We start from the raw sequence: 18,216 nt of genomic DNA on the forward strand, positions 1-18,216 counted from the left end.
CCCCTCCCTGGAGAACCCTGCCCATGTCTTTTCAAGGAGTTACGAGGCGGAATAAGCCTCAAGCCCGGTAAAACACGTGCAACACCGCCCGAGTAGGTTTTCTACTCCTGGGGTGAAGTCGCGGTGCGGTAACGCTTTGGGTTACAGCTCCACCTGACTGCCCAGCTCCACCACGCGGTTGGGTGGAATCCGGAAGTAGGCGGTGGCGCTGCGGGCGTTGCGGCTCATCCAGGTGAAGAGGGCCTCGCGCCAGGCGGCCATCCCGGGCTTCTTGGTGGGGATGAGCGTTTCGCGGCCCAGGAAGAAGCTGGTGCCCATCAGCTGGAACTGGAGGCCCTTCTCCCGGCAGCGCTTGAGGATGTCCGGGATGCTGGGGTTCTCCATGAAGCCGTAGCGGGCCACGACGCGCACGAAGCCCTGCTCCAGGGGCTCCACCTCCACGCGCTCCTGGGCCACCACGTGGGGAATCTCCTCCGAGATGATGGTGAGCAGCACCACCTGCTCATGGAGGATTTTGTTGTGCTTCAGGTTGTGCAGGAGCGCGGGCGGGGTGCCTTCCGGGTTGCCCGTCATGAAGATGGCGGTGCCGGGCACGCGCAGGGGCGGGTGGTCCCCGAAGCTGCCCAGCAGGTCCTTGAGGCCCAGGCTGGCCGCGCGCAGCTTGCCGGCGAGGATGTCCCGGCCGCGCTTCCAGGTGGTCATCATCGTGAAGATGCAGACGGCGAGCAGCAGCGGGAACCAGCCGCCGTCAGCGATCTTCGCCGCGTTGGCGCCGAAGAAGGCCAGGTCCACCACCATGAAGAGGCTGGCGATGGGCAGGGCCACGGAGCGGCGGACGCCCCAGCGCTCCCGGGCCACCACGTAGGCCAGCACGGTGGTGATGCCCATGGTCGTCGTCACCGCGATGCCGTACGCGGCCGCCAGCCGGCTGGAGGAGCCGAAGCCCAGCACCAGCGCGATGACGCCCACCAGCAGCGCCCCGTTGACGCCGGGCAGGTAGATTTGCCCCATCTCCTCCGCGGACGTGTGCACCACCTCCATGCGCGGGCAGTAGCCCAGCTGCATGGCCTGCCGGGTGGTGGAGAAGGAGCCGGAGATGAGGGCCTGCGACGCGATGACGGCGGCGGCGGTGGACAGGGCCACGAGCGGATACAGGGCCCACTCCGGGGCCAGGAGGAAGAAGGGGTTTCGGGCGGCCTCCGCGTGGCGCAGGAGCAGCGCGCCCTGGCCCAGGTAGTTGAGCACCAGCGACGGCAGCACCAGCAGGAACCAGGCCCGCCGGATGGGCCCCGCGCCGAAGTGGCCCATGTCCGCGTAGAGCGCCTCGCCGCCCGTCACCACCAGGATGACGGCGCCCAGCACCAGGAAGCCGTGCCACCCGTTGTCCATGAAGAACTGCACGCCGTGCACGGGCGACAGCGACCAGAGCACCGCGGGGTTGTGCAGCAGCTCCTTCACGCCCAGCACCGCCAGCACCAGGAACCACACGGTCATCAAGGGGCCGAACACCGTGCCGATGCCCGCCGTGCCCTTGCGCTGCACCATGAACAGCAGCAGCAGGATGACGAGCGAGATGGGAATCACGTACGGCTGGAAGACGGGGGTGGCCACGCTCAGGCCCTCCACCGCGCTCATCACGGAGATGGCCGGGGTGATGACGCCGTCACCGTAGATGAGCGCCGCGCCGAAGAGGCCCAGGGTGATGAGCACGGGCCGCGCGCGGTGTGACTGCCCCCGGGGCCGGTGCATGGCCAGCGCCATCAGCGCGAGGATGCCGCCCTCGCCCCGGTTGTCCGCGCGCATCACGAAGATGATGTACTTCACCGACACGACGATGATGAGCGACCACACGATGAGCGACAGCACGCCCAGGACGTTGGCCGGCGTCGGCGTGACGCCGTGCGCTCCGGTGAAGCATTCGCGCAGCGCGTAGAGCGGACTGGTTCCAATGTCTCCGTAGACGATGCCCAGCGCGCTCAGGGCGAGCATCGCGATGCGTTTGGGAGATTCCGGCCCCTCCGAAGGGGCGGCCGGTGATTCCGAGGGTGCGTTCACGGCCCCCGCTTTAGCCGAACCCGGGCCCGGAGCAACCGGCGCCTTGCCGCTCCTCTGGTTTCCAACCGCTCCAGGTGTTCCCATGTGCGCGCTTGAGCGCCCTGCCCTCGGGGGTGCCGGGCCACGGAACGAGGCAGGTGCCCGTCACCAACGCTTCCGGTGGGTGGGTGTCGAGCATCCGCAGAAGTCAGGGATGGCGGGACCTGGGACGCAGAGCGCCGCGAGCGAGGGCGTGCTCCCATGGCGGGTGCAACGGGGGGACGTGGCATGACGATGGTCGCAACCAGGCTGGGGGAAGCGCGGCAGTACGGGGCGCGGCTTCCGGAGATTGAAGAGCGGCTGGCGCTGCTGGCGGAGGCCTCGCGGGTGCTGGCGGACGCGTCGCTGGAGCCCCCGGCGGTGATGGAGCGGCTGTGCGGGTTGGTGGTGCCCCTGCTCGGCTCCGCGTGCGCGCTGCGGCTGTTGTCGGAGGACGGGTTGTGGCTGCGCACGGTGGCGTCGGCGGCGGCGGTGCCGGAGGCGCGCGTGCGGCTGCAGGCGGTGTTCTCCCAGCGGGTGCGCGCGGACGAGGGCGTGGCGGCGGAGGTGCTGGACACGGGCCTGGCGCAGGGGGTGGAGGCGGTGCTGGTGCTGCCGCTGCGGGCCCGGGGGCGCGCGCTGGGGACGCTGACGGTGTGGCGGGAGGCGCCGGAGCCGGCGTCGTTCGATTCGGCGGAGCAGCTGCTGCTCCAGGAGCTGGCGGACCGGGCGGCGCTGGCGCTGGACGTGGCGCGGGCGTACGCGTCCGAGCGGCAGGCGCGACAGGCGGCGGAGGTGGCGGCGGGAAGGCTCGCGCGGCTGCAGCACGTCACCGCGGAGCTGTCGGAGGCGCTCACCGCGGCGCGCGTGGCGGAGGTGGTGCTGGAACAGGGGCTGGCGGTGGCGGACGCGAAGGCCGGGGCGCTGTGGGGCGTGGCGCCGGACGCGATGAGCGCCTCGCTCCTGCGCTGCGCGGGCTGCACGCCGGACGCGGCGGAGCGGCTGAAGCGGATGTCCCTGGAGGAGGACTCGCCGGTGGCGCGGGTGCTGCGCGAGTCGCGGCCGGTGTGGCTGACGGCGGAGGACGCGCTGTCCGGGGCGGAGCGGCCGGCGAACTCGTCCGCGTGTCTGCCGCTGGTGGTGGACGGGCGGGCGCTGGGGGCGCTGGTGTTCACCTTCGGCCTGCCGCACGGGTTCGACGACGACGAGCGGGCCTTCCTCCAACTGGTGGCGCACCACGCGGCGCAGGCGCTGGCGCGGGCTCGGCTGTTGGAGCGCGAGCAACGGGCGCGGGCGGCGCTGCGCGAGGCGCACGGGACACTGGAGGCCATCATCCAGGCGAGCCCCACGGCCATCATGCTGTTGGATCCGGACGGCACGGTGCGGCTGTGGAATCCGGCCGCGGAGCGGATGCTGGGGTGGACGGCGGAGGAGGTGCTGGGGAAGGTGTTGCCTGCCGTGCCACCGGAGCACTGGGAGGCGTTCCGCCACGGGCTGGAGCGCGCCACGCGGGGCACGGTGCTGGACGGCGCACCGCTGGCGGCGCGGCGGCGCGACGGGGGCGCGGTGCAGGTGGCCATGTGGACGGGGCGCGTGCACCCGGCGAGCGGCCCGCCGCAGTGCCTGAGCGTGATGGTGGACATCACCGAGCGCCAGCGCGGCGAGGCGGCGCAGCGCTTCCTCGCGGAGGCTGGCGGAGTGCTGGCGGGGAGCCTGGAGGAGGAGGAGACGCTGGAGCGCGTGGCGCACCTGGCGGTGCCGCAGTACGCGGAGGCCTGCGGCGTGTTCCTGGAGGACGAGTCCGGCGGCGTGCGCTGCGTGGCCACGGCGGGCGTCGAGGACGGTGACGTGCCGCCCCCGGGGCTCGCGGTGGTGTCGCGGGTCATCCAGTCCGGGAGGCCAGAGTCGCGCTCGGGGTTGTCGGAGGGGGACCCGTCGTACGCGCGGGCGGGCGGGACGTGCGCGTACCTGTGCGTGCCGCTGCGGGTGCGCGGGCACACGCTGGGGGCGCTGACGTTCGTCACGTCGAAGGGGGCGTACGACGCGCAGGACCTGGCGCTGGCGCAGGAGCTGGCGCGGCGGGCGGCGCTGGCGCTGGACAACGCGAGCCTCTACCGGGACGCGCGTCAGGCCATCCGCCTGCGCGAGGAGTTCCTGTCCATCGCGAGCCATGAGTTGAAGACGCCCATCAGCGCGCTGCAGCTCCAGGTGCAGAGCCTGCTGGCGGGACTGAATCGGTCGGGGGCTGCCTTCGACCCGGAGCGGCTCAAGCGCGGCCTGGAGCGGGTGGACCGGCAGGTGAAGCGGCAGACGCTGCTGGTGAACGACCTGCTGGACGTGTCCCGGTTGAGCGCGGGGAAGCTGGAGCTGGTGCTGGAGCCCCTGGAGATGGGGGCGCTGGTGCGGGAGGTGGCCGAGCGCTTCGAGCAGGAGTACGCGCGCTCGGGCACGCCGCTGGAGCTGGTGCTCGCGCCGGAGGTGCTCGGGCAGTGGGACCGGCTGCGGTTGGACCAGGTCTTCACCAACCTGTTCTCCAACGCGCTGAAGTACGGGCGGGGCAACCCGGTGCACGTGTCCCTGGAGGTGGAGGCCAACCGGGCGCGGCTGCGCGTGAAGGACAGCGGCATCGGCATCGCGAAGGAGCACCTGCCGCGCTTGTTCCACCGCTTCGAGCGCGCGGTGTCCGAGCGCAACTACGGCGGCTTCGGGCTGGGGTTGTGGATCGCCCGCCAGATTGTCGAGGCGATGGGCGGCCACATCGAGGTGGAGAGCGTCCTGGGCGAGGGGTCCACGTTCATCGTGGAGCTGCCGCGTGGCTAGCGGTGGAAGGCGGGGAGCCCCTCCGCGATGAAGCCGCAGCCGCGCTGGGATTCGCGGCGGTGGAGGACGTGGCAGCGCTCGGGGGTGGGGCAGTCGGTGTCGTGGGTGCAGGGCTGGAAGCAGTAGCCGCTGGTCTCGTCGCAGGTGAGGCCCGGGCCGCACGGGGCCTTGTCGTCACAGCGGGTGCGGCACTCGAAGGCCCCGGTTTCGAGGGTGGGTTCCGCGAAGCCGCGCAGGCAGTCCTGGTTCGCGGCGCAGGGCGAGGCGTCCAGGCAGGCGGGGCCCACGAAGGGGCGGCAGGTGGGGACTTCGCCCGGGTAGTCCGTCTCGCAGCGTTCGCCTTGCGGACAGGCGCGGTCGCGGCAGCTGGGGACGCAGGCGCCGCGGACGCGGTAGGGATTGGGGGCGCACTCGGTGCCGGTGGCGCAGGCGTCCGGGTCGTGCACGTTGCACGGCGGGCCGCAGAACTCATGGACGCAGAGGAGCCCCGGCGCGCAGCGGCCCTCCGGCTCTCGTGAGTATCCGGTGCACCGCTCCCCGGCGCGCAGCGTTCCCTGTGGCACGCAGCGACGGAGGACCTGGCCCGAGGCGGACGTGTCCACGGGGTGGCAGGTATCGGACGGGGTGCAGTCCGACGCGTCGTCGCAGAAGCGGTGCAGGGGTTGGCAGTCGCGGAAGCCGAAGTCCGGGTGATGCGCGCACACGGTGTCGGCGGGGCACGCGTCGTCCGCGTTGCAGCGGTCCTCGCAGGCGAGCGAGCCCCGGGTGTCCGCGTGGCAGTTCGTCGGGACGTTGGTGAGCCGGATGCCGTTGCTCAGCACGACGACGTCAGGAGGTTCGCTCCCTTCGCTGTCCGGGTCGTCGCTGGATTCGAGGCGCAGGCGGACGGGGTCGTCCGACAGGTCCGCCTGCGCGGTGAGGTCCGGTCCGGGCCACGCGAGCCACACGCCCGTGCCCACGGCGGTCACGAGCGCGGTGAAGGCGATGAGGAGGCAGAGCCTGCGCGGAGTCACAGGTCGAGCACCTGTTGCATCCACCGCTGACTCTCCTCGTCCCGGGTCACGAGTCCGTCGAAGCGACCCGTGCGCATCATCTCCACGAGAGCCGTGTCCTGCGCGACGCGTTCGGGTTCGAAGCGCGGGAAGTCCATGTCATCCCATGCGTCCGGCGAGGGCGTTGTCCCCATCGCGGCGCTCTCGATGCTTCGGGCATAGGCATCGAAGAAACGGTCGAGATTCGATGCGACCGGCAGGACTTCCTTCTCGATGTGGTCATCAATGAAGACCACGGGTTGCAGCCCCTGCGAGTCCGCCAGCCCGGGCACGAGCGCGAACCGATACGCCAGGCTGGGGACCTGACCAAATACGAGACACGAAGGGAAAGGAGCCGCTCCCTGCTCCCGGAGCGTCCTGTTGATGGCCTCCAATCCGTGCGCTCCTTCCGAGGCGTAGAGGACGAGCTCCGCCAGACGCGCGTCCCCTACCCGCCTGAAGACGGCTGCGAGCAGGGGGTCCAGGGGTTGCCCCGGGAACAGCTCCCGGCCAGTCGAGTCTTCCGTGGATGCAATCCCCAGCCGCAACGGCAGCCGCTGTTCGCGGCACCGTGCCATCAACCGCTCAAGGCCCTTGAGTGAGGACTCCATCCACGCTCCCTTCACCGCTCCAGCAGTCCCTTCACCGCACGGAGCGCATTCTGCTCCGCGGTCGCGAGCGCGGAAGCGGATTCCGCTGGAACGTGGACGCGATGGAACCACGAACCATATTGCTGATCGATCACCCGGGAGAGCGCTTCCACTTGTCTGTTGTCCAGTCGCTGGGCTTGCTGCCCCACGGACTCCCAGACCCTGTTGATGCTCCGGTGCACCGTGCGCTCGACAGCGACCAGGTTCGTGCCCTGGTTGATGTCCATGCGCGGAAACAGGCGCGCATACTCCAAGGGGATGCGGTGGTGGATTTCATACTCCTCCATCCTCAAGGGTCCCAACTCCCGAGCGAGCCGGGGGTTCACGGTGTCGAAGTACTCACGCCGCGCCCATTGCCGGAGCCGCTTCTTCGCCTGCCGGTCGAGAGGTTCATGCAGGGCCTTTTCCACCCGAGCCAGGATGTGCCGAAGCTCGGCCTGCTCCCCAGCCTTGAGTGCCGTCAGGCCCTCTGCCTCCACCTTCATCCAGATGCGCTGGAGGGCTTCGCGCTCGGCGGGCGGCGTGCGGATCAACACCGTGCGGAACCACTGCGCGGCCTTCGCCCCTCCTCTGCCGAGCACCGAGACCACCGTGGGCGCGACGGCCTCCATCGCCCCGAGCGCGCCCTTCGCGATGAAGCCTCCCACGTACCAGTACGCGAGCTGCTCGAAGGACCACACGCCCGCGAGGCGCGCACTGTCCTTCACCTCCTCACGCCAGTGCCGGAGGATCTCCTCCTGCATCGCCCGGTACTCCCTGGCGATGTCCTGCATCTCCTCTGGAGGCTCGGAAGGTTCGAGCGTCGTCGCCGCCACCACCCGCCAGCGTGGCTCGGGTTCACCGCGAACGTGCCTTCCCTCCAGCTCCACTTCGACGGTGCGGCTTCCCACCGCGTTCGCGAAGGGCAACAACGCCTGCACCACCGGCATGCGCAGGTCAGCGCTCCCGGGCGCGCTCCGGCGGCCTGAGCCTTCCTGGACCTCGAACACGCCCAGCTCTACCTCCGGCTTCAATCGCAGTCCTTCGAACTGGAGTCTTGCCCTTTCACGCACCCGGCCCTCCCAGGGCACGCGAGACGCGGCAGCAGCTGCCGGGCCACTGTCAGCGCATCAGACACCAGGGGCTCGGACGCTCCCGGCAGGGACTCGGGCACCGTTCGCGCGTGGGCCGCGACCGGGCCACGCACCGTCTCCAGGTCGAAGCGCCAGCGCTCCACCCCGCGCTCCAGCGTGAAGCGCAGGCGGCGCGGCTTCACCCCCACCAGCGTGGACAGGCTCCGCGTCAGCTCGCGGGAGAACCCGCTCCACTCCACGGTCGCACCGGCACCCTGGCCCGTCGCCGTGCGCCGGAAGGACACCAACGTCAGCGCACCGTCGTGCACCTGGTAGTCGAAGGTCCACGCCTCGCCCGGAACTCCGCGCGCACCCGCGACATCCCAGAGCTCGCGCACCACCCGGGCCGCTTCCGCCTGCCGGGCGCGCTCACCTCCCACGGGCCCGGCACGCTCCAACGCCCCCTCTCGCGTGAATCCGAGGCCCGCGCGCTCGGCTGGGGTGTCGTCACCCGTCGCTGCTTCGAACGACTCCCGCTCGAAGGAGCCATCGCTCGCGCACGCGGCCAGCGCGAACACCCACAGGAGTCCCAGCACCGGCGGCATCCGGTGCCAGGGCCCCTCTCCACGGGAAACGGAACGCGTCATCGCGTCCCGAGCCTACGGGGAAACTACAGCGCCAGGAGCAGCAGCGACGCCTGCTCCGCGGGCGAGGCCGCGAGGAAGGCGTCCGGCAGCGTGATGACCGTGGGCGGCATGAACGAGCGGTCGCAGCTGCGCTTCCCCTCGTAGGTGCGGCCCTCCTCCTTCGCCTTCAGCCGGTACGTGCAGTCGCGCACGTACACCGTCAATTCCTGCGGCGACAGCGTCAGGTTGACGGGGCGCCCGTAGAAGCCGCCCTTCGCCTTCACCGCGTCGCCGTCCTTCTTCACTTCCAGGTTCACCACCGAGGTCCCGATGTTGCCCTTCACCTTCTCGTCCTCCAGCCGCAGCGTCACCGGGGCGTCCGCCACGCGGCCTCGCAGCTCGCCTGGAAGACGGGACACCTGGAACTCGGGGCCCGTGACGTTGTCCGGCGTCATCCGCAGGTTGAACTGCGTCCGCGCGACGCTGAAGGCAATCTGGTCCTGCTCCGAGGACGCCCACGCTCCGCCCACACCCGCGAGCACCGCCAACACTCCCACACCCCGACGCAATGACTGTCTGTCTCGCTTCATGGATAGGACCCTCCTCGCTGACATGGACAATGTGTAACGTCCCCGGGGCGGGGACATATCGGCCGCGCCCGGGTCCCTCCGAAGTGGGGGCTACTTTCCGCCCGCTGCCCCGCTCCCCTGCCCTGCCGCCGGGCCCAGCAGGTGCTTTTCGAAGAACATCAGCGCCGTCGTCTGGGCCATGTCCCGGTTGGTCTTCTTCTGGAACCCGTGCCCCTCGTCCGTGGCCAGCAGGTACCAGACGTCCGCGCCCTTCTTGCGCACCGCCTGGGCGATCTGCTCCGCCTCCGACTGCGGCACGCGCGGGTCGTTGGCCCCCTGCTGCACGAAGAGCGCCGCGCGAATCTTGTCCACCGACCCCAGCGGCGAGATGCGCTCCTGCACCTTGCGCACCTCCGGGTCGCGCTCGTCGCCGTACTCCGCGCGCCGCAAGTCCCGCCGGTACGCCTGCGTGTTCTGCAGGAATGACGGCAGCGACGAGATGCCCACCACGTCCACCGCCGCCTTGATGCGGTCCGGGAAGAACGCCGCCGTCGCCAGCGTCATGTAGCCGCCGTAAGAGCCGCCGTAGATGCCCACCCGCGCCGCGTCCAGCTCCGGCCGGGAGGCGACGAAGTCCAGCGTGGCCCCGATGTCCGCCAGGCTCGCCTCGCGCTTCACGCCGTCATCCATGGCGCGGTACGCCTTGCCGTACCCTTCCGAGCCGCGCACGTTGGGCAGCAGCACCGCCATCCCCAGCTCCGTCACCATCAGCTGGGTCTGCGCGCTGAAGATGGGCTGGCTCTGCCCCTCCGGACCGCCGTGGAACATCACCACCACCGGCACCTTCCCCTTCGCGTTCTTCGGCAGGTACAGGAACGCCGGCACCTTCACGCCGTCCGTGGACGGGTAGCGCACCAGCTCCGGCTCCACGAACGTCTCCGGATCCAACCCGCCCACCTCCGAGCGCGTCCAGCGCGTGGTCTTCTTCGTGCCCAGGTCCACCGTGAAGATGTCCAGCGGCACGCGCGCCGACGTCAGCGAGAACGCCACCCGGTCCGACCGCTTCGCCGGGAAGCGGACCTGTGAAATCACCCCGCGCGGCGTCTCCACCGGCGACAGCGCCTGCGTGCGCGTGTCCAGCAGGTACAGCCGGCCGAAGCCCTCCTCGTTGATGGCCACCGCCAGCTTGCGCCCGTCCGGGGACAGCTCCAGGTTCTGCACGTTCCAGCGCACCGACTTCGTCAGCGACGGCGGCGCGGCCTGGGGCGCACCCGTGAGCGGCAGCCGGTACACCTCCGCGAAGTCGCTGTAGCGGTCCGTGGCCACGTACACGCCCTGCCCGTCGTGCGTGAAGACGGCGGCGTCCACGCTGCCCTTCCCCTCCTTGGGCGTCAGCTGCGTGCGCGCGTTCGTCTTCACGTCCACCACGCTCAGGTCCGCGTCGTCCGCCGCGCGGAACTGGCGCACCAGCAGCTTCGAGCCGTCCTGGGAGAACTCCAGCGGCGCCCAGCTGCCCTCCACCTCCGTCACCCGCTTCGCCTGCTTGGGGTCCGCCGTGGGCGCCACGTACACGTCGGTGTCCTTGCCGTTGCGCCCCGTGCCCGCGTACGCGAGCCAGCGCCCGTCCTTCGACACCACCAGCTCCTCATGCCGGCTCTTGCCGTCCGTCAGCAGCTCCGAGCGGCCCGTGCGCCGGTCCAGCTTGAGCACCTGGTAGAACTCTCCGCCGCCCGTGTCCTGCAGGTAGAAGACAACCTGCGGATTGCCCGGCAGGAAGCGCGCCCGGTTGATGGGCTCCTTCGTGAAGGTGAGCTGCGTGCGCGCGCCCAGCGGCATCTCCACCAGGTGCAGCTGATTGACGTCCGCGAAGCGCGTGGAGATGAGCACCTGCTGGCCATCTCCGCTCACGTCCAGCAGCTGCGCGGAGCGGGACTCCAGGTACTGCTGCACGCGCTGGGAGAGCGCGGGCGGCACCGGCGGCACGCCGCTCACCCACAGGTTGGGCAGGCCGGGCAGCGGGGCGATGCCAGGGACGGCGGACGGTGCCTTCGCGGCGGCGGCCGGCGCGGGGGGCGTCTTCGACGGGGCCGGCGCGGGCGTCTGCGCCGCGAGCAGGGACACGATGAGCGGAAGGGACGCGAGGTTCATGGTGCCACCGACCCTACCAGCGCCATCACGTTCCCCGGCACCCACGCGCGCCGTTCCTCCCTCTCCGCGCGATGATGCGTGTTGAACACTGGATGGCCCGGGCGGCCACCCTGTTGGATGCCGCGCCGCGGCGGCCGGACGAGCGTGACCGCGGGGCAGGGTGATCGCTCCCGGCCTCACCTCGAAGCCCTCCACGCCTGTGATGCCCGGGGCTTGCGACGTGCGCCGGTGCACAACGTCGCGGGCGGACAGTGGCCCTTGCGTGGGGGTTCGCCAGCGTGGGGGTGATGACCACCCTTACCCCTGTCGACATCGGTGCCGAGCCGCGTCCGCGGCCCGCCGAGGAAGGGGGACTTCGACATGGCCTGGATGCGGGAGAAGACACTGCTCGTCGTCGCGCTCACGTCGCTGGGGGTGTTCGCGCCCGCGTGCGGCGGCGGCTCGGCGGAGGACTCCGACGCGCCGCCCACCCAGGACGGGCCGGTGCTCGTTCCGCCCACCGAGGCGCAGCTGCGCCTCGTGCAGGCAGCGCCGGGCTCGCCCGCGATGGACGTCTACGTCGCGGGCGACCCCACGCCCGTGGCCCGGGCCGTGGCCTATGGCGCCACCACGCCCTACCTCACGCGCGACGCGGGCGCTGTCACCGTGGAGCTGCGGCCCGCGGGCTCGGCGGCGAGCACCGCGCCCGTCGTGTCCCAGCGGGTGGGCATGGAGGCCGGGACGCGCTGGACGGTGGTGACCGCGGGGGCCTTCGGCGCCTCGGACTCCGGCGCGGCGATGCGCACGCTGCTCCTGCGCGACAACACCGTGCCCGCTGACGGAGGCCAGACGCGCGTGCGCATCGTCAACGCCGGCACGGACGCGCCGACGGTGGACGTGGACCTGGGCAATGACGGCTCGGTGGAGGTGGCGTCGCTCGCGCGCTTCCGCGACTCCGGCGAGCAGGCCCAGGTGCTGCCCTCGGGCGCCGCGTTCCAGGTGGGCCTCCGCACGGGTGGCCAGCCCCTGACGTCCTTCACCGTGCCCGCGCCCGGCTCCGGCACCGACACGCTCATCGTCGCCACCGGCCTCATGTCCGCCTCCGCGCGCGCGGGCGATGGCTTCTCGCTGCTCACCGCGGGCCGCGACGGCACGCTGGCCATCCTCCGGCAGAACCCCACGGTGTACGTGCTGCACGCGTCACCGGACGCGCCCGCGCTGGACCTCTTCGCTGGCGAGCGTGAGCTGTCCGGTGGCCTCTCCTACGGCACGCTGTCCTCGCCGCTCCAAGTGCCGCCGGGCGCGTACACGCTGGACTTCTTCGCCGCCGCGTCCGGGACGGAGCGCCCCTCGAGCGCTCCGGTGGCGACGGCGACGACGCCCACGTTCGTCCCGGGCGAGCGCTACCTGATGGTCGCCGCGGGCTACCTCGAGCCGCCCCGGCCGGCGGCGTCTCCGTTCACGCTGCTGCCCCTCACGGACCGCTTCGCGAGCGACCCGTCCAACCTGCGCCTGCGCTGGGTGCACGCGGCCGCGGACACGCCCGCCGTGGACGTGGGGCCGCTGGGCTCGGAGCGCCGCGTGCTGCCGGACGCGCCCTTCCTCAACGTGCCCTTCGCCTCCGCCACCGCGCAGGACGGCCTGCCGCTGCCCTCCGGTGGCACCGTCACGCTGGGAGTCGTGCCGTCCGACGACGCCAACCGTGCGCCGCGCACGAGCTTCTCCGTGACGCCCCAGCCGGACACGCGCGTCTTCGCCGTCGCCACCGACACGCCCGGCTCCGCGCCTGGCAGCTGGGACCTCCAGCTCCTGTGGGTGGACACCACCCGCACGCCGTGGACCGTGAGCACGCAGGCCGACGCGCCCTGACGTCAGAAGGCCCAGCCCACGTTGAGCACGATGCGCTGGGTGAGCAGCCACGCCGACTCGCGGGCCCGCCCCATCTTCAGCCCCTCGACGGAGTCCATCATGATGGCGTCATAGGCAAGCGCTTCGCGCCGGGCCCCCAGCGCGACGCCACCCTGCACCGTGAAGCCGGGATCCAGCACCACGCTGTAACCCAGGGTCGCCGTCCCACCCACGGACCAGAAGTCCATGCGGTTGTCCCTGGCAATAGGCTCGTCCGCGAAGTCCCCCACCAGCGAGCTGGAGCTGTGCCCCGCGCTCACCTCCAGGCGAGGCGACACCCACAGCCCCTGGGGTGCCCGGCCCGTCAGGTAGAAGCGCACCGAGGGCGCCAGGCCGACCTGATAGCTCGTGTCGTCGTAGCCCTCGAATCCGTTGCGATCCGCCTCCTCGCGCCGCCTGCGGTCGTGGAAGACGGACGCGAACACGCCCAGCCCCACGGAGAAGCGCTCCCCCATCACGCGCTCGCCCTCCAGCGACAACTGAGTCAGGTTCTGGAGGGGAACGGACACCGTCACCACGTTGCGCCGCTCCACCGGGAACGACCCCGAGGTGACGCCCTGCTCCGCGAACGCCACCGTCGACACGAACATCAGCGACACACCCAGCATCCACTTCATCGCGACCATGTGATGAACCCCCGTCATGGAGCAGGACCCCCTAGGTCCGCCATGCGGAGGATGCCCATCGCAATCGATGTGCCAGCCCGCTCGCAGAGGGAGCGGCACACCGTGGGCGTCCGACACCATGACAACGTGTCCCCGGTGCGCGGAGACATGCGTGTCATCGCGTCACGGCGGCGCGAGCGTCGTCTGGGCCTGCTCACGGCGCAACTGGAGCACGCGCACGTCCGGATCCACGAGCAGCCGCTCCGGCTCGAACTCCGAGCGCAGCGTCACCTGAACCGCCTCGCCCGCCCCGGGCTCCACGCGCGTCACGGCCTCCGCGGCACCCAGGGGCGCGGCGGACTCACCGGCCTTCGTCACCGTCACCTCCACCGGCATGCGGCCCGTGCCCACGTTCGTCACCGTCGCCGTGGTCACCCACTGGCCGCTGTCCTTCGTCACGCGCGCGTCGCTGACGCGGTACTCGGGCACCACCACTTCGAAGAAGGCCTGCCGGGTGAAGCGGTCGAACGCTTCGGGAGACGGCGCGAACGGGCGCATCCCCGCGATGAAGTCCTGCAGCACCGGATGGTCGGCGTTGTTCATGTATTGCTTCAGGAAGGCCTGGAGCCCCGCGTGCATCGCGTCGCGGCCCATCAGGTCCTCCAGCATCCAGAACGTCCAGCCGCCCTTCTCGTAGAGGACCACCGTGTCGCCGTCGCGCGAGCCGTCCAGCTTCACCAGCGGCTGCTCCGCGTCCACGCGCCGGTCCTTGCCGTAGCGCTCCTCCATGCGCTTCGCGGTCTGCCGGCGAGCCTCCTGCCCATCGAGTTGCTCGATGAGCTTCAGCGACGAGTAATGCGACATGCCCTCTGACAGCACATTGCCACCGGGCCCCTTGCCGGGGATGAGCAGGTCGCCCCACCACTGATGCGCGGCCTCGTGCGCGGTGACGAGCAGCACCGCGTTCGACTCCGGTGTGGTGAGCGTGAGGAACCCGATGGACTCCGAGAACGTGATGTCCGTGGGGAAGCCCTGCGCGTAGTTGTCCAGGCCGGCGAACTCCGACAGCTTCAGCTCGGCCCACGGGAACGGGTGGAACCATTCCGAGTAGTACCGGCGCGCGGCCTCCAGCCCGCGCATCATCTCCGGCACGTTGTAGCCGTGCGAGGGGTCGTGGAACACCACCGTGCCCGCGCCGTCCACGCGGGTCCACTTCCCCGCGATGACGTTGAAGAAGCTCACCGGATGGTCGCTCCGCCACACCGTGGTGCGCCGGCCGTCCTTCACCGTGTCGCTCTCACGCACGCCCACGGAGTTGAGCGTGTAGGCCTCCGGGCCGCTGACGCGGATCCGGAAGGGGAACGGCATGTTGCTGCCCCAGGCGGCATCCGTGGGCCCTTCGTAGAAGTCGTCCGCGTACACGCGCGGCTCGTAGCGGTTCTCCTTCGGGTCGATGCCGCGCTCCTCCTCGTAGCCGACGACCGGCGCGAACGTGGGCGTCTCGCTGGTGAGCACCACGCCGGACGGGAGGATGAACTCCCTGAACGCGCCGCCCTCGCGGGACACGCCATCCGGCACATGGCCCGCATACTGGAAGCCCACCGTCACCTTCGCTCCGGGCGGTAGCGGCGGGGACGGCGTGAAGACATACAGCCCGGCGCGGTCCTCCGGCGTCACGTCCTTGCCGTCCAGCGTCCAGCGCACGTCCGTCCAGCCATCGCCGCCGCTGAGGGCGAAGCGCGGCAGCGCCACGGTGTGCCGGTTCAGCAGCGTGTACGTGCCCTTCATGCGGAAGGCGCTCGCCTCCGGCTCCAGGTCCACGTCCACGTCCACATCCGCCAGCATGGGCTGAGGCGCGTCCTTCCACGTCGCCAGGTTCTTCTGCCAGTACTCCTTCGCGCGCTTCTTCGCCGCCGCGCCCTGGTGGCCCTGCCCCACGAGGATGCCCAGCCACGTCAGCGCCACCACCGGCACCGCCAGGTACGGCGCCAGCCGCCACAGCCCGCGCGCGAGGCCCGAAGGCTTCAATCCTTCCAGCGTCGTCACCGAGTCGCGGACGCGGCGGCCATCCAGGCGCACCGCCAGCGCAGTGAAGAAGACGGCCGCGCCCAGCGCTGCCACGCGGTTGAGCACCAGCGCGGCGCGATCCACCTGGAAGGCGCCCAGGTCGGTCCACCGCACTGCGTCCCACAACGGCCAGTTCGTCACCCAGGTGAGATCGCCGCGCACGGCGAGGTAGCCGGTGAGGCCCAGCGCGGACAGGGCCAGCGCGTAGGTGCCGAAGCGGCCTCCCGTCACCGCGCGCGCGGCCAGGATGAAGCCCGTCCACAGGAGGAACGTGGGGAACAGCAACAGCCCCCACACGAGGACATACGGCGTCAGCGACAGCGGCACTTTGCCCTGCGACACCTGCACCAGCGTGCCCGCGAGCGCCATGGCTGCGAGCAGCGCCACCGCGACGAGGCTGTTCGCCAGCGCCTTGCCCAGCAACACCGACAGCGTGCGCACCGGGGTCGCGTCGTGGATGGGCGCGAAGCCGGAGGCCTGCTCACGCTCCAGCGACTCCACCACGTAGAACATCAACAGCAGGCACACGAGCACCGACGCCTGCCCCATCGTGCGCACCGCGAAGCGCCCGGGCACCAAGAGGAGGCTCGTGTCGAAGGGGCCCACCGCCGTGGCGCCCTGCGACACCACGTGCAACATCAGGAGCGGCAGGAACAGGTAGAGCCCCGGCTGCGACAGCAGGCCCCGTCCTTCCGCGCGCGTCACCGTCCACAGCCCCGTCCAGAAGCCCGGCGGACGGACGCCCATGCGCAGCGCGGACAGCGGTGCTTCCGCGTGCGACAGCGCCACCTGTGTTGGAGGCGCGTCGATGACCACGCCCTTGCGAGGGGTCTTCGTGCGCACTTCGCCCCGGAGCGCGCGGCGGAAGTGGCGTTCGCTCCAGGCCACCGCGCCCAGGCCCAGGGCCATGAGCACGAAGCGGCTGGTGACGAAGAGGGCGTCCAGGCCCACGGGCTGCGTGTTGTAGAAGTCCACGCCCCGGTCCACCTTGATCCACGTCTCAGTGAGCCACCGGAAGCCACCGGGATCCAGCGCCATCAGGAGCCGGTTCACGCGCGGGTCCAGCCAGCCGGGGGACCAATCCCAGAGGAAGAACGCGCTGAGGAAGAACAGCCCCACCGGCAGGAAGTACACCGGCACCGCGCGGCGCGTGCGCTCGCCCGTGGCGAAGGCCGCGCCCGCCATGAAGACAATGAGCGGCAGGCCGAACCACACCGCGCCGCCCACGTAGTTCCCGAACGCGAAGGGCCCTCGGAACTCCGCGTCCGCGCCCGCCGGCACGACGTGGTGGAAGAAGACGAGCCACCCCATCATCCACCCGAGCGCCAGCACATACGCGCCCAGCACGCCCGCGAACTTGCCCCACACGTACTCCGAGGGCGTCAGCGGCGTGGTGTGCAACAGCGGCTGCACGCGGGCCTCGTCGTCGGAGATGACGGACATGCCCGCGCCCACGGACACGAAGAAGGTGAACAGCATGAAGGAGAGCAGCAGCACCGTCTGCGCGACGGCGAAGGCGCTGGTGATCCACGCCTTCTTGCCGCCCACCTCCGTGCTGCCCGCGGCGATGGTGACGTTGCCGGAGGACACGCCCCACACCAGCAACACCAGCAACACCAGCAACACCCAGAACAAGGGGCGCCGCGTCTGGTGACGCCACTCGGTGCGCGCCACGCGCCAGAGCCGAGCCGCGTTCACGCGCCCACCGCCGGGGCGGATACGGACACCGGTGCCGGGGCCTTGGGCTCGGGCGCGTCCTTCATCAGGAGGAGATAGGCGTCTTCGAGCGTGGGCGGCGTGCGCTCGAAGCCCGGGGGCACGGGCGCGCCCGGAGCGGCGTGGATGCGCACGCGGTTCTTGCCCTCGAAGAGCACGGCCTGGGTGACGCGGTGGGACTGCTGGAAGGCGGCCATGTCGGCCGGGGGGACGGTGCCTTCGAAGAGGGAGTCGTGGAGGGCGGCCTTCGCCTCGGTGGGACTGGTGATGGCCATCACGCGGCCGTGGCGGATGACGGCGAAGCGAGGGCAGAGCATGGCCACGTCCTCCACGATGTGCGTGGACAGGAGCACCGTGCGCTCATGGGCCACCTCCGCGAGCAGCCGGTAGAAGCGCTGGCGCTCCTCGGGGTCCAGTCCCGCGGTGGGCTCGTCCACGATGAGGAGCTTCGGGTCACCGGCCAGGGCCTGCGCGATGCCCAGCCGCTGCCGCATACCGCCGGAGTACTCCTTCACCTTGCGCTTCGCCGCGAAGGTGAGGTTCACGCGCTCCAGCAACTGGGCGCACAGGGCCTTCAGCCCTTGCGGCGCGGTGACGCCCTTGAGCTCCAGCAGGTAGCGCAGCATGTCCTGCCCGGAGAGGTACGGGTAGAAGCCGAACTCCTGCGGCAGGTAGCCCAGGTGCGGGCGCAGCGCCTCCGGGTGGCGCACGAGGTCCAGGCCGTCGAGCGTCACCTCGCCGGAGGTCGGCTCCAGCAGGCCGGAGAGGATTTTCATCAGCGTGGATTTGCCCGCGCCGTTGGGCCCGAGCAGGCCGAACATCCCCTTGGGAACGTCCAGGTCCACGCCACGAAGGGCCGTCACCGGGCCCGGATACACCTTCACCAGGTTGCGCAGGCTGAGCATGTGGCCCGTTCTACGCCGAAGCCGGGGTCTCCATTTCCAGCTTCGCGAACGAAGGGTGCACGGCGCG

The 18,216-nt window shown here is 71.0% G+C and carries 12 protein-coding genes; 2 read left to right on the forward strand and 10 right to left on the reverse strand.

Going from position 1 to position 18,216, the window contains the following annotated elements:
* Positions 1-141 precede the first annotated feature (141 nt).
* Positions 142-2,139, reverse strand: a complete 1,998-nt coding sequence (locus tag GTZ93_RS23400) for a potassium transporter Kup (protein WP_390624901.1) — start codon at positions 2,137-2,139, stop codon at positions 142-144.
* Between the two features lie 183 nt (positions 2,140-2,322).
* Between GTZ93_RS23400 and GTZ93_RS23405 the strand changes: the two genes are divergently transcribed.
* Positions 2,323-4,893 (forward strand): sensor histidine kinase, encoded by a 2,571-nt coding sequence (locus GTZ93_RS23405; RefSeq protein WP_161662991.1) that lies wholly within the window; start codon positions 2,323-2,325, stop codon positions 4,891-4,893.
* Here the strand turns inward: GTZ93_RS23405 and GTZ93_RS23410 are convergent.
* The 6 genes from GTZ93_RS23410 to GTZ93_RS23435 all read right to left on the reverse strand — a co-directional run bounded on the left by GTZ93_RS23410 (position 4,890) and on the right by GTZ93_RS23435 (position 10,969).
* A complete protein-coding gene (locus tag GTZ93_RS23410) occupies positions 4,890-5,906 on the reverse strand; it encodes a hypothetical protein (protein ID WP_139920025.1) in 1,017 nt (338 codons plus the stop codon). The two genes, GTZ93_RS23405 and GTZ93_RS23410, sit on opposite strands and share 4 nt — an antisense overlap.
* The gene (locus tag GTZ93_RS23415) at positions 5,903-6,535 is read right to left on the reverse strand and encodes a hypothetical protein (RefSeq protein ID WP_139920023.1); all 633 of its coding nucleotides are present in this window, start codon (positions 6,533-6,535) and stop codon (positions 5,903-5,905) included. The genes GTZ93_RS23410 and GTZ93_RS23415 overlap by 4 nt, the downstream gene beginning before the upstream one ends.
* Positions 6,536-6,546: 11 nt before the next feature.
* Entirely contained in the window at positions 6,547-7,587 is a 1,041-nt protein-coding gene (locus tag GTZ93_RS23420) for a hypothetical protein (protein WP_139920021.1), read from the reverse strand.
* Positions 7,584-8,273 (reverse strand): hypothetical protein, encoded by a 690-nt coding sequence (locus GTZ93_RS23425; protein ID WP_139920019.1) that lies wholly within the window; start codon positions 8,271-8,273, stop codon positions 7,584-7,586. The genes GTZ93_RS23420 and GTZ93_RS23425 overlap by 4 nt, the downstream gene beginning before the upstream one ends.
* Before the next feature lie 23 nt (positions 8,274-8,296).
* Entirely contained in the window at positions 8,297-8,842 is a 546-nt protein-coding gene (locus tag GTZ93_RS23430) for a hypothetical protein (RefSeq protein ID WP_120579175.1), read from the reverse strand.
* A 90-nt stretch (positions 8,843-8,932) separates the two neighbouring features.
* A complete protein-coding gene (locus GTZ93_RS23435) occupies positions 8,933-10,969 on the reverse strand; it encodes a S9 family peptidase (RefSeq protein ID WP_139920017.1) in 2,037 nt (678 codons plus the stop codon).
* 360 nt (positions 10,970-11,329) lie between these two features.
* On the opposite strand from GTZ93_RS23435, the gene GTZ93_RS23440 reads away from it, so the two are divergent.
* Positions 11,330-12,817 (forward strand): DUF4397 domain-containing protein, encoded by a 1,488-nt coding sequence (locus GTZ93_RS23440; protein WP_139920015.1) that lies wholly within the window; start codon positions 11,330-11,332, stop codon positions 12,815-12,817.
* Positions 12,818-12,819: 2 nt separating this feature from the next.
* On the opposite strand, the gene GTZ93_RS23445 is transcribed toward GTZ93_RS23440, so the two are convergent.
* From GTZ93_RS23445 to GTZ93_RS23455, 3 genes are all read right to left on the reverse strand, one after another.
* On the reverse strand, positions 12,820-13,500 hold the full coding sequence (locus GTZ93_RS23445; protein ID WP_139920013.1) for a hypothetical protein: 681 nt from the start codon (positions 13,498-13,500) through the stop codon (positions 12,820-12,822).
* A 144-nt stretch (positions 13,501-13,644) separates the two neighbouring features.
* Positions 13,645-17,226, reverse strand: coding sequence for an ABC transporter permease/M1 family aminopeptidase (locus GTZ93_RS43295; protein WP_139920011.1), 3,582 nt, complete (start codon positions 17,224-17,226; stop codon positions 13,645-13,647).
* Positions 17,223-18,149 (reverse strand): ABC transporter ATP-binding protein, encoded by a 927-nt coding sequence (locus GTZ93_RS23455; RefSeq protein ID WP_139920010.1) that lies wholly within the window; start codon positions 18,147-18,149, stop codon positions 17,223-17,225. The genes GTZ93_RS43295 and GTZ93_RS23455 overlap by 4 nt, the downstream gene beginning before the upstream one ends.
* Positions 18,150-18,216: the final 67 nt, after the last annotated feature.

Origin of the sequence: Corallococcus exiguus (assembly GCF_009909105.1) — a bacterium.
GTDB classification, from domain to species: Bacteria; Myxococcota; Myxococcia; order Myxococcales; family Myxococcaceae; genus Corallococcus; species Corallococcus exiguus.

Coding starts and splice junctions, on each gene's coding strand:
- GTZ93_RS23400 (WP_390624901.1), bottom strand. CDS start 2,139: ATGGGAACACCTGGAGCGGTTGGAAACCAGAGGAGCGGCAAGGCGCCG.
- GTZ93_RS23405 (WP_161662991.1), top strand. CDS start 2,323: ATGACGATGGTCGCAACCAGGCTGGGGGAAGCGCGGCAGTACGGGGCG.
- GTZ93_RS23415 (WP_139920023.1), bottom strand. CDS start 6,535: ATGGAGTCCTCACTCAAGGGCCTTGAGCGGTTGATGGCACGGTGCCGC.
- GTZ93_RS23425 (WP_139920019.1), bottom strand. CDS start 8,273: ATGACGCGTTCCGTTTCCCGTGGAGAGGGGCCCTGGCACCGGATGCCG.
- GTZ93_RS23430 (WP_120579175.1), bottom strand. CDS start 8,842: ATGAAGCGAGACAGACAGTCATTGCGTCGGGGTGTGGGAGTGTTGGCG.
- GTZ93_RS23435 (WP_139920017.1), bottom strand. CDS start 10,969: ATGAACCTCGCGTCCCTTCCGCTCATCGTGTCCCTGCTCGCGGCGCAG.
- GTZ93_RS23440 (WP_139920015.1), top strand. CDS start 11,330: ATGGCCTGGATGCGGGAGAAGACACTGCTCGTCGTCGCGCTCACGTCG.
- GTZ93_RS23445 (WP_139920013.1), bottom strand. CDS start 13,500: ATGACGGGGGTTCATCACATGGTCGCGATGAAGTGGATGCTGGGTGTG.
- GTZ93_RS23455 (WP_139920010.1), bottom strand. CDS start 18,149: ATGCTCAGCCTGCGCAACCTGGTGAAGGTGTATCCGGGCCCGGTGACG.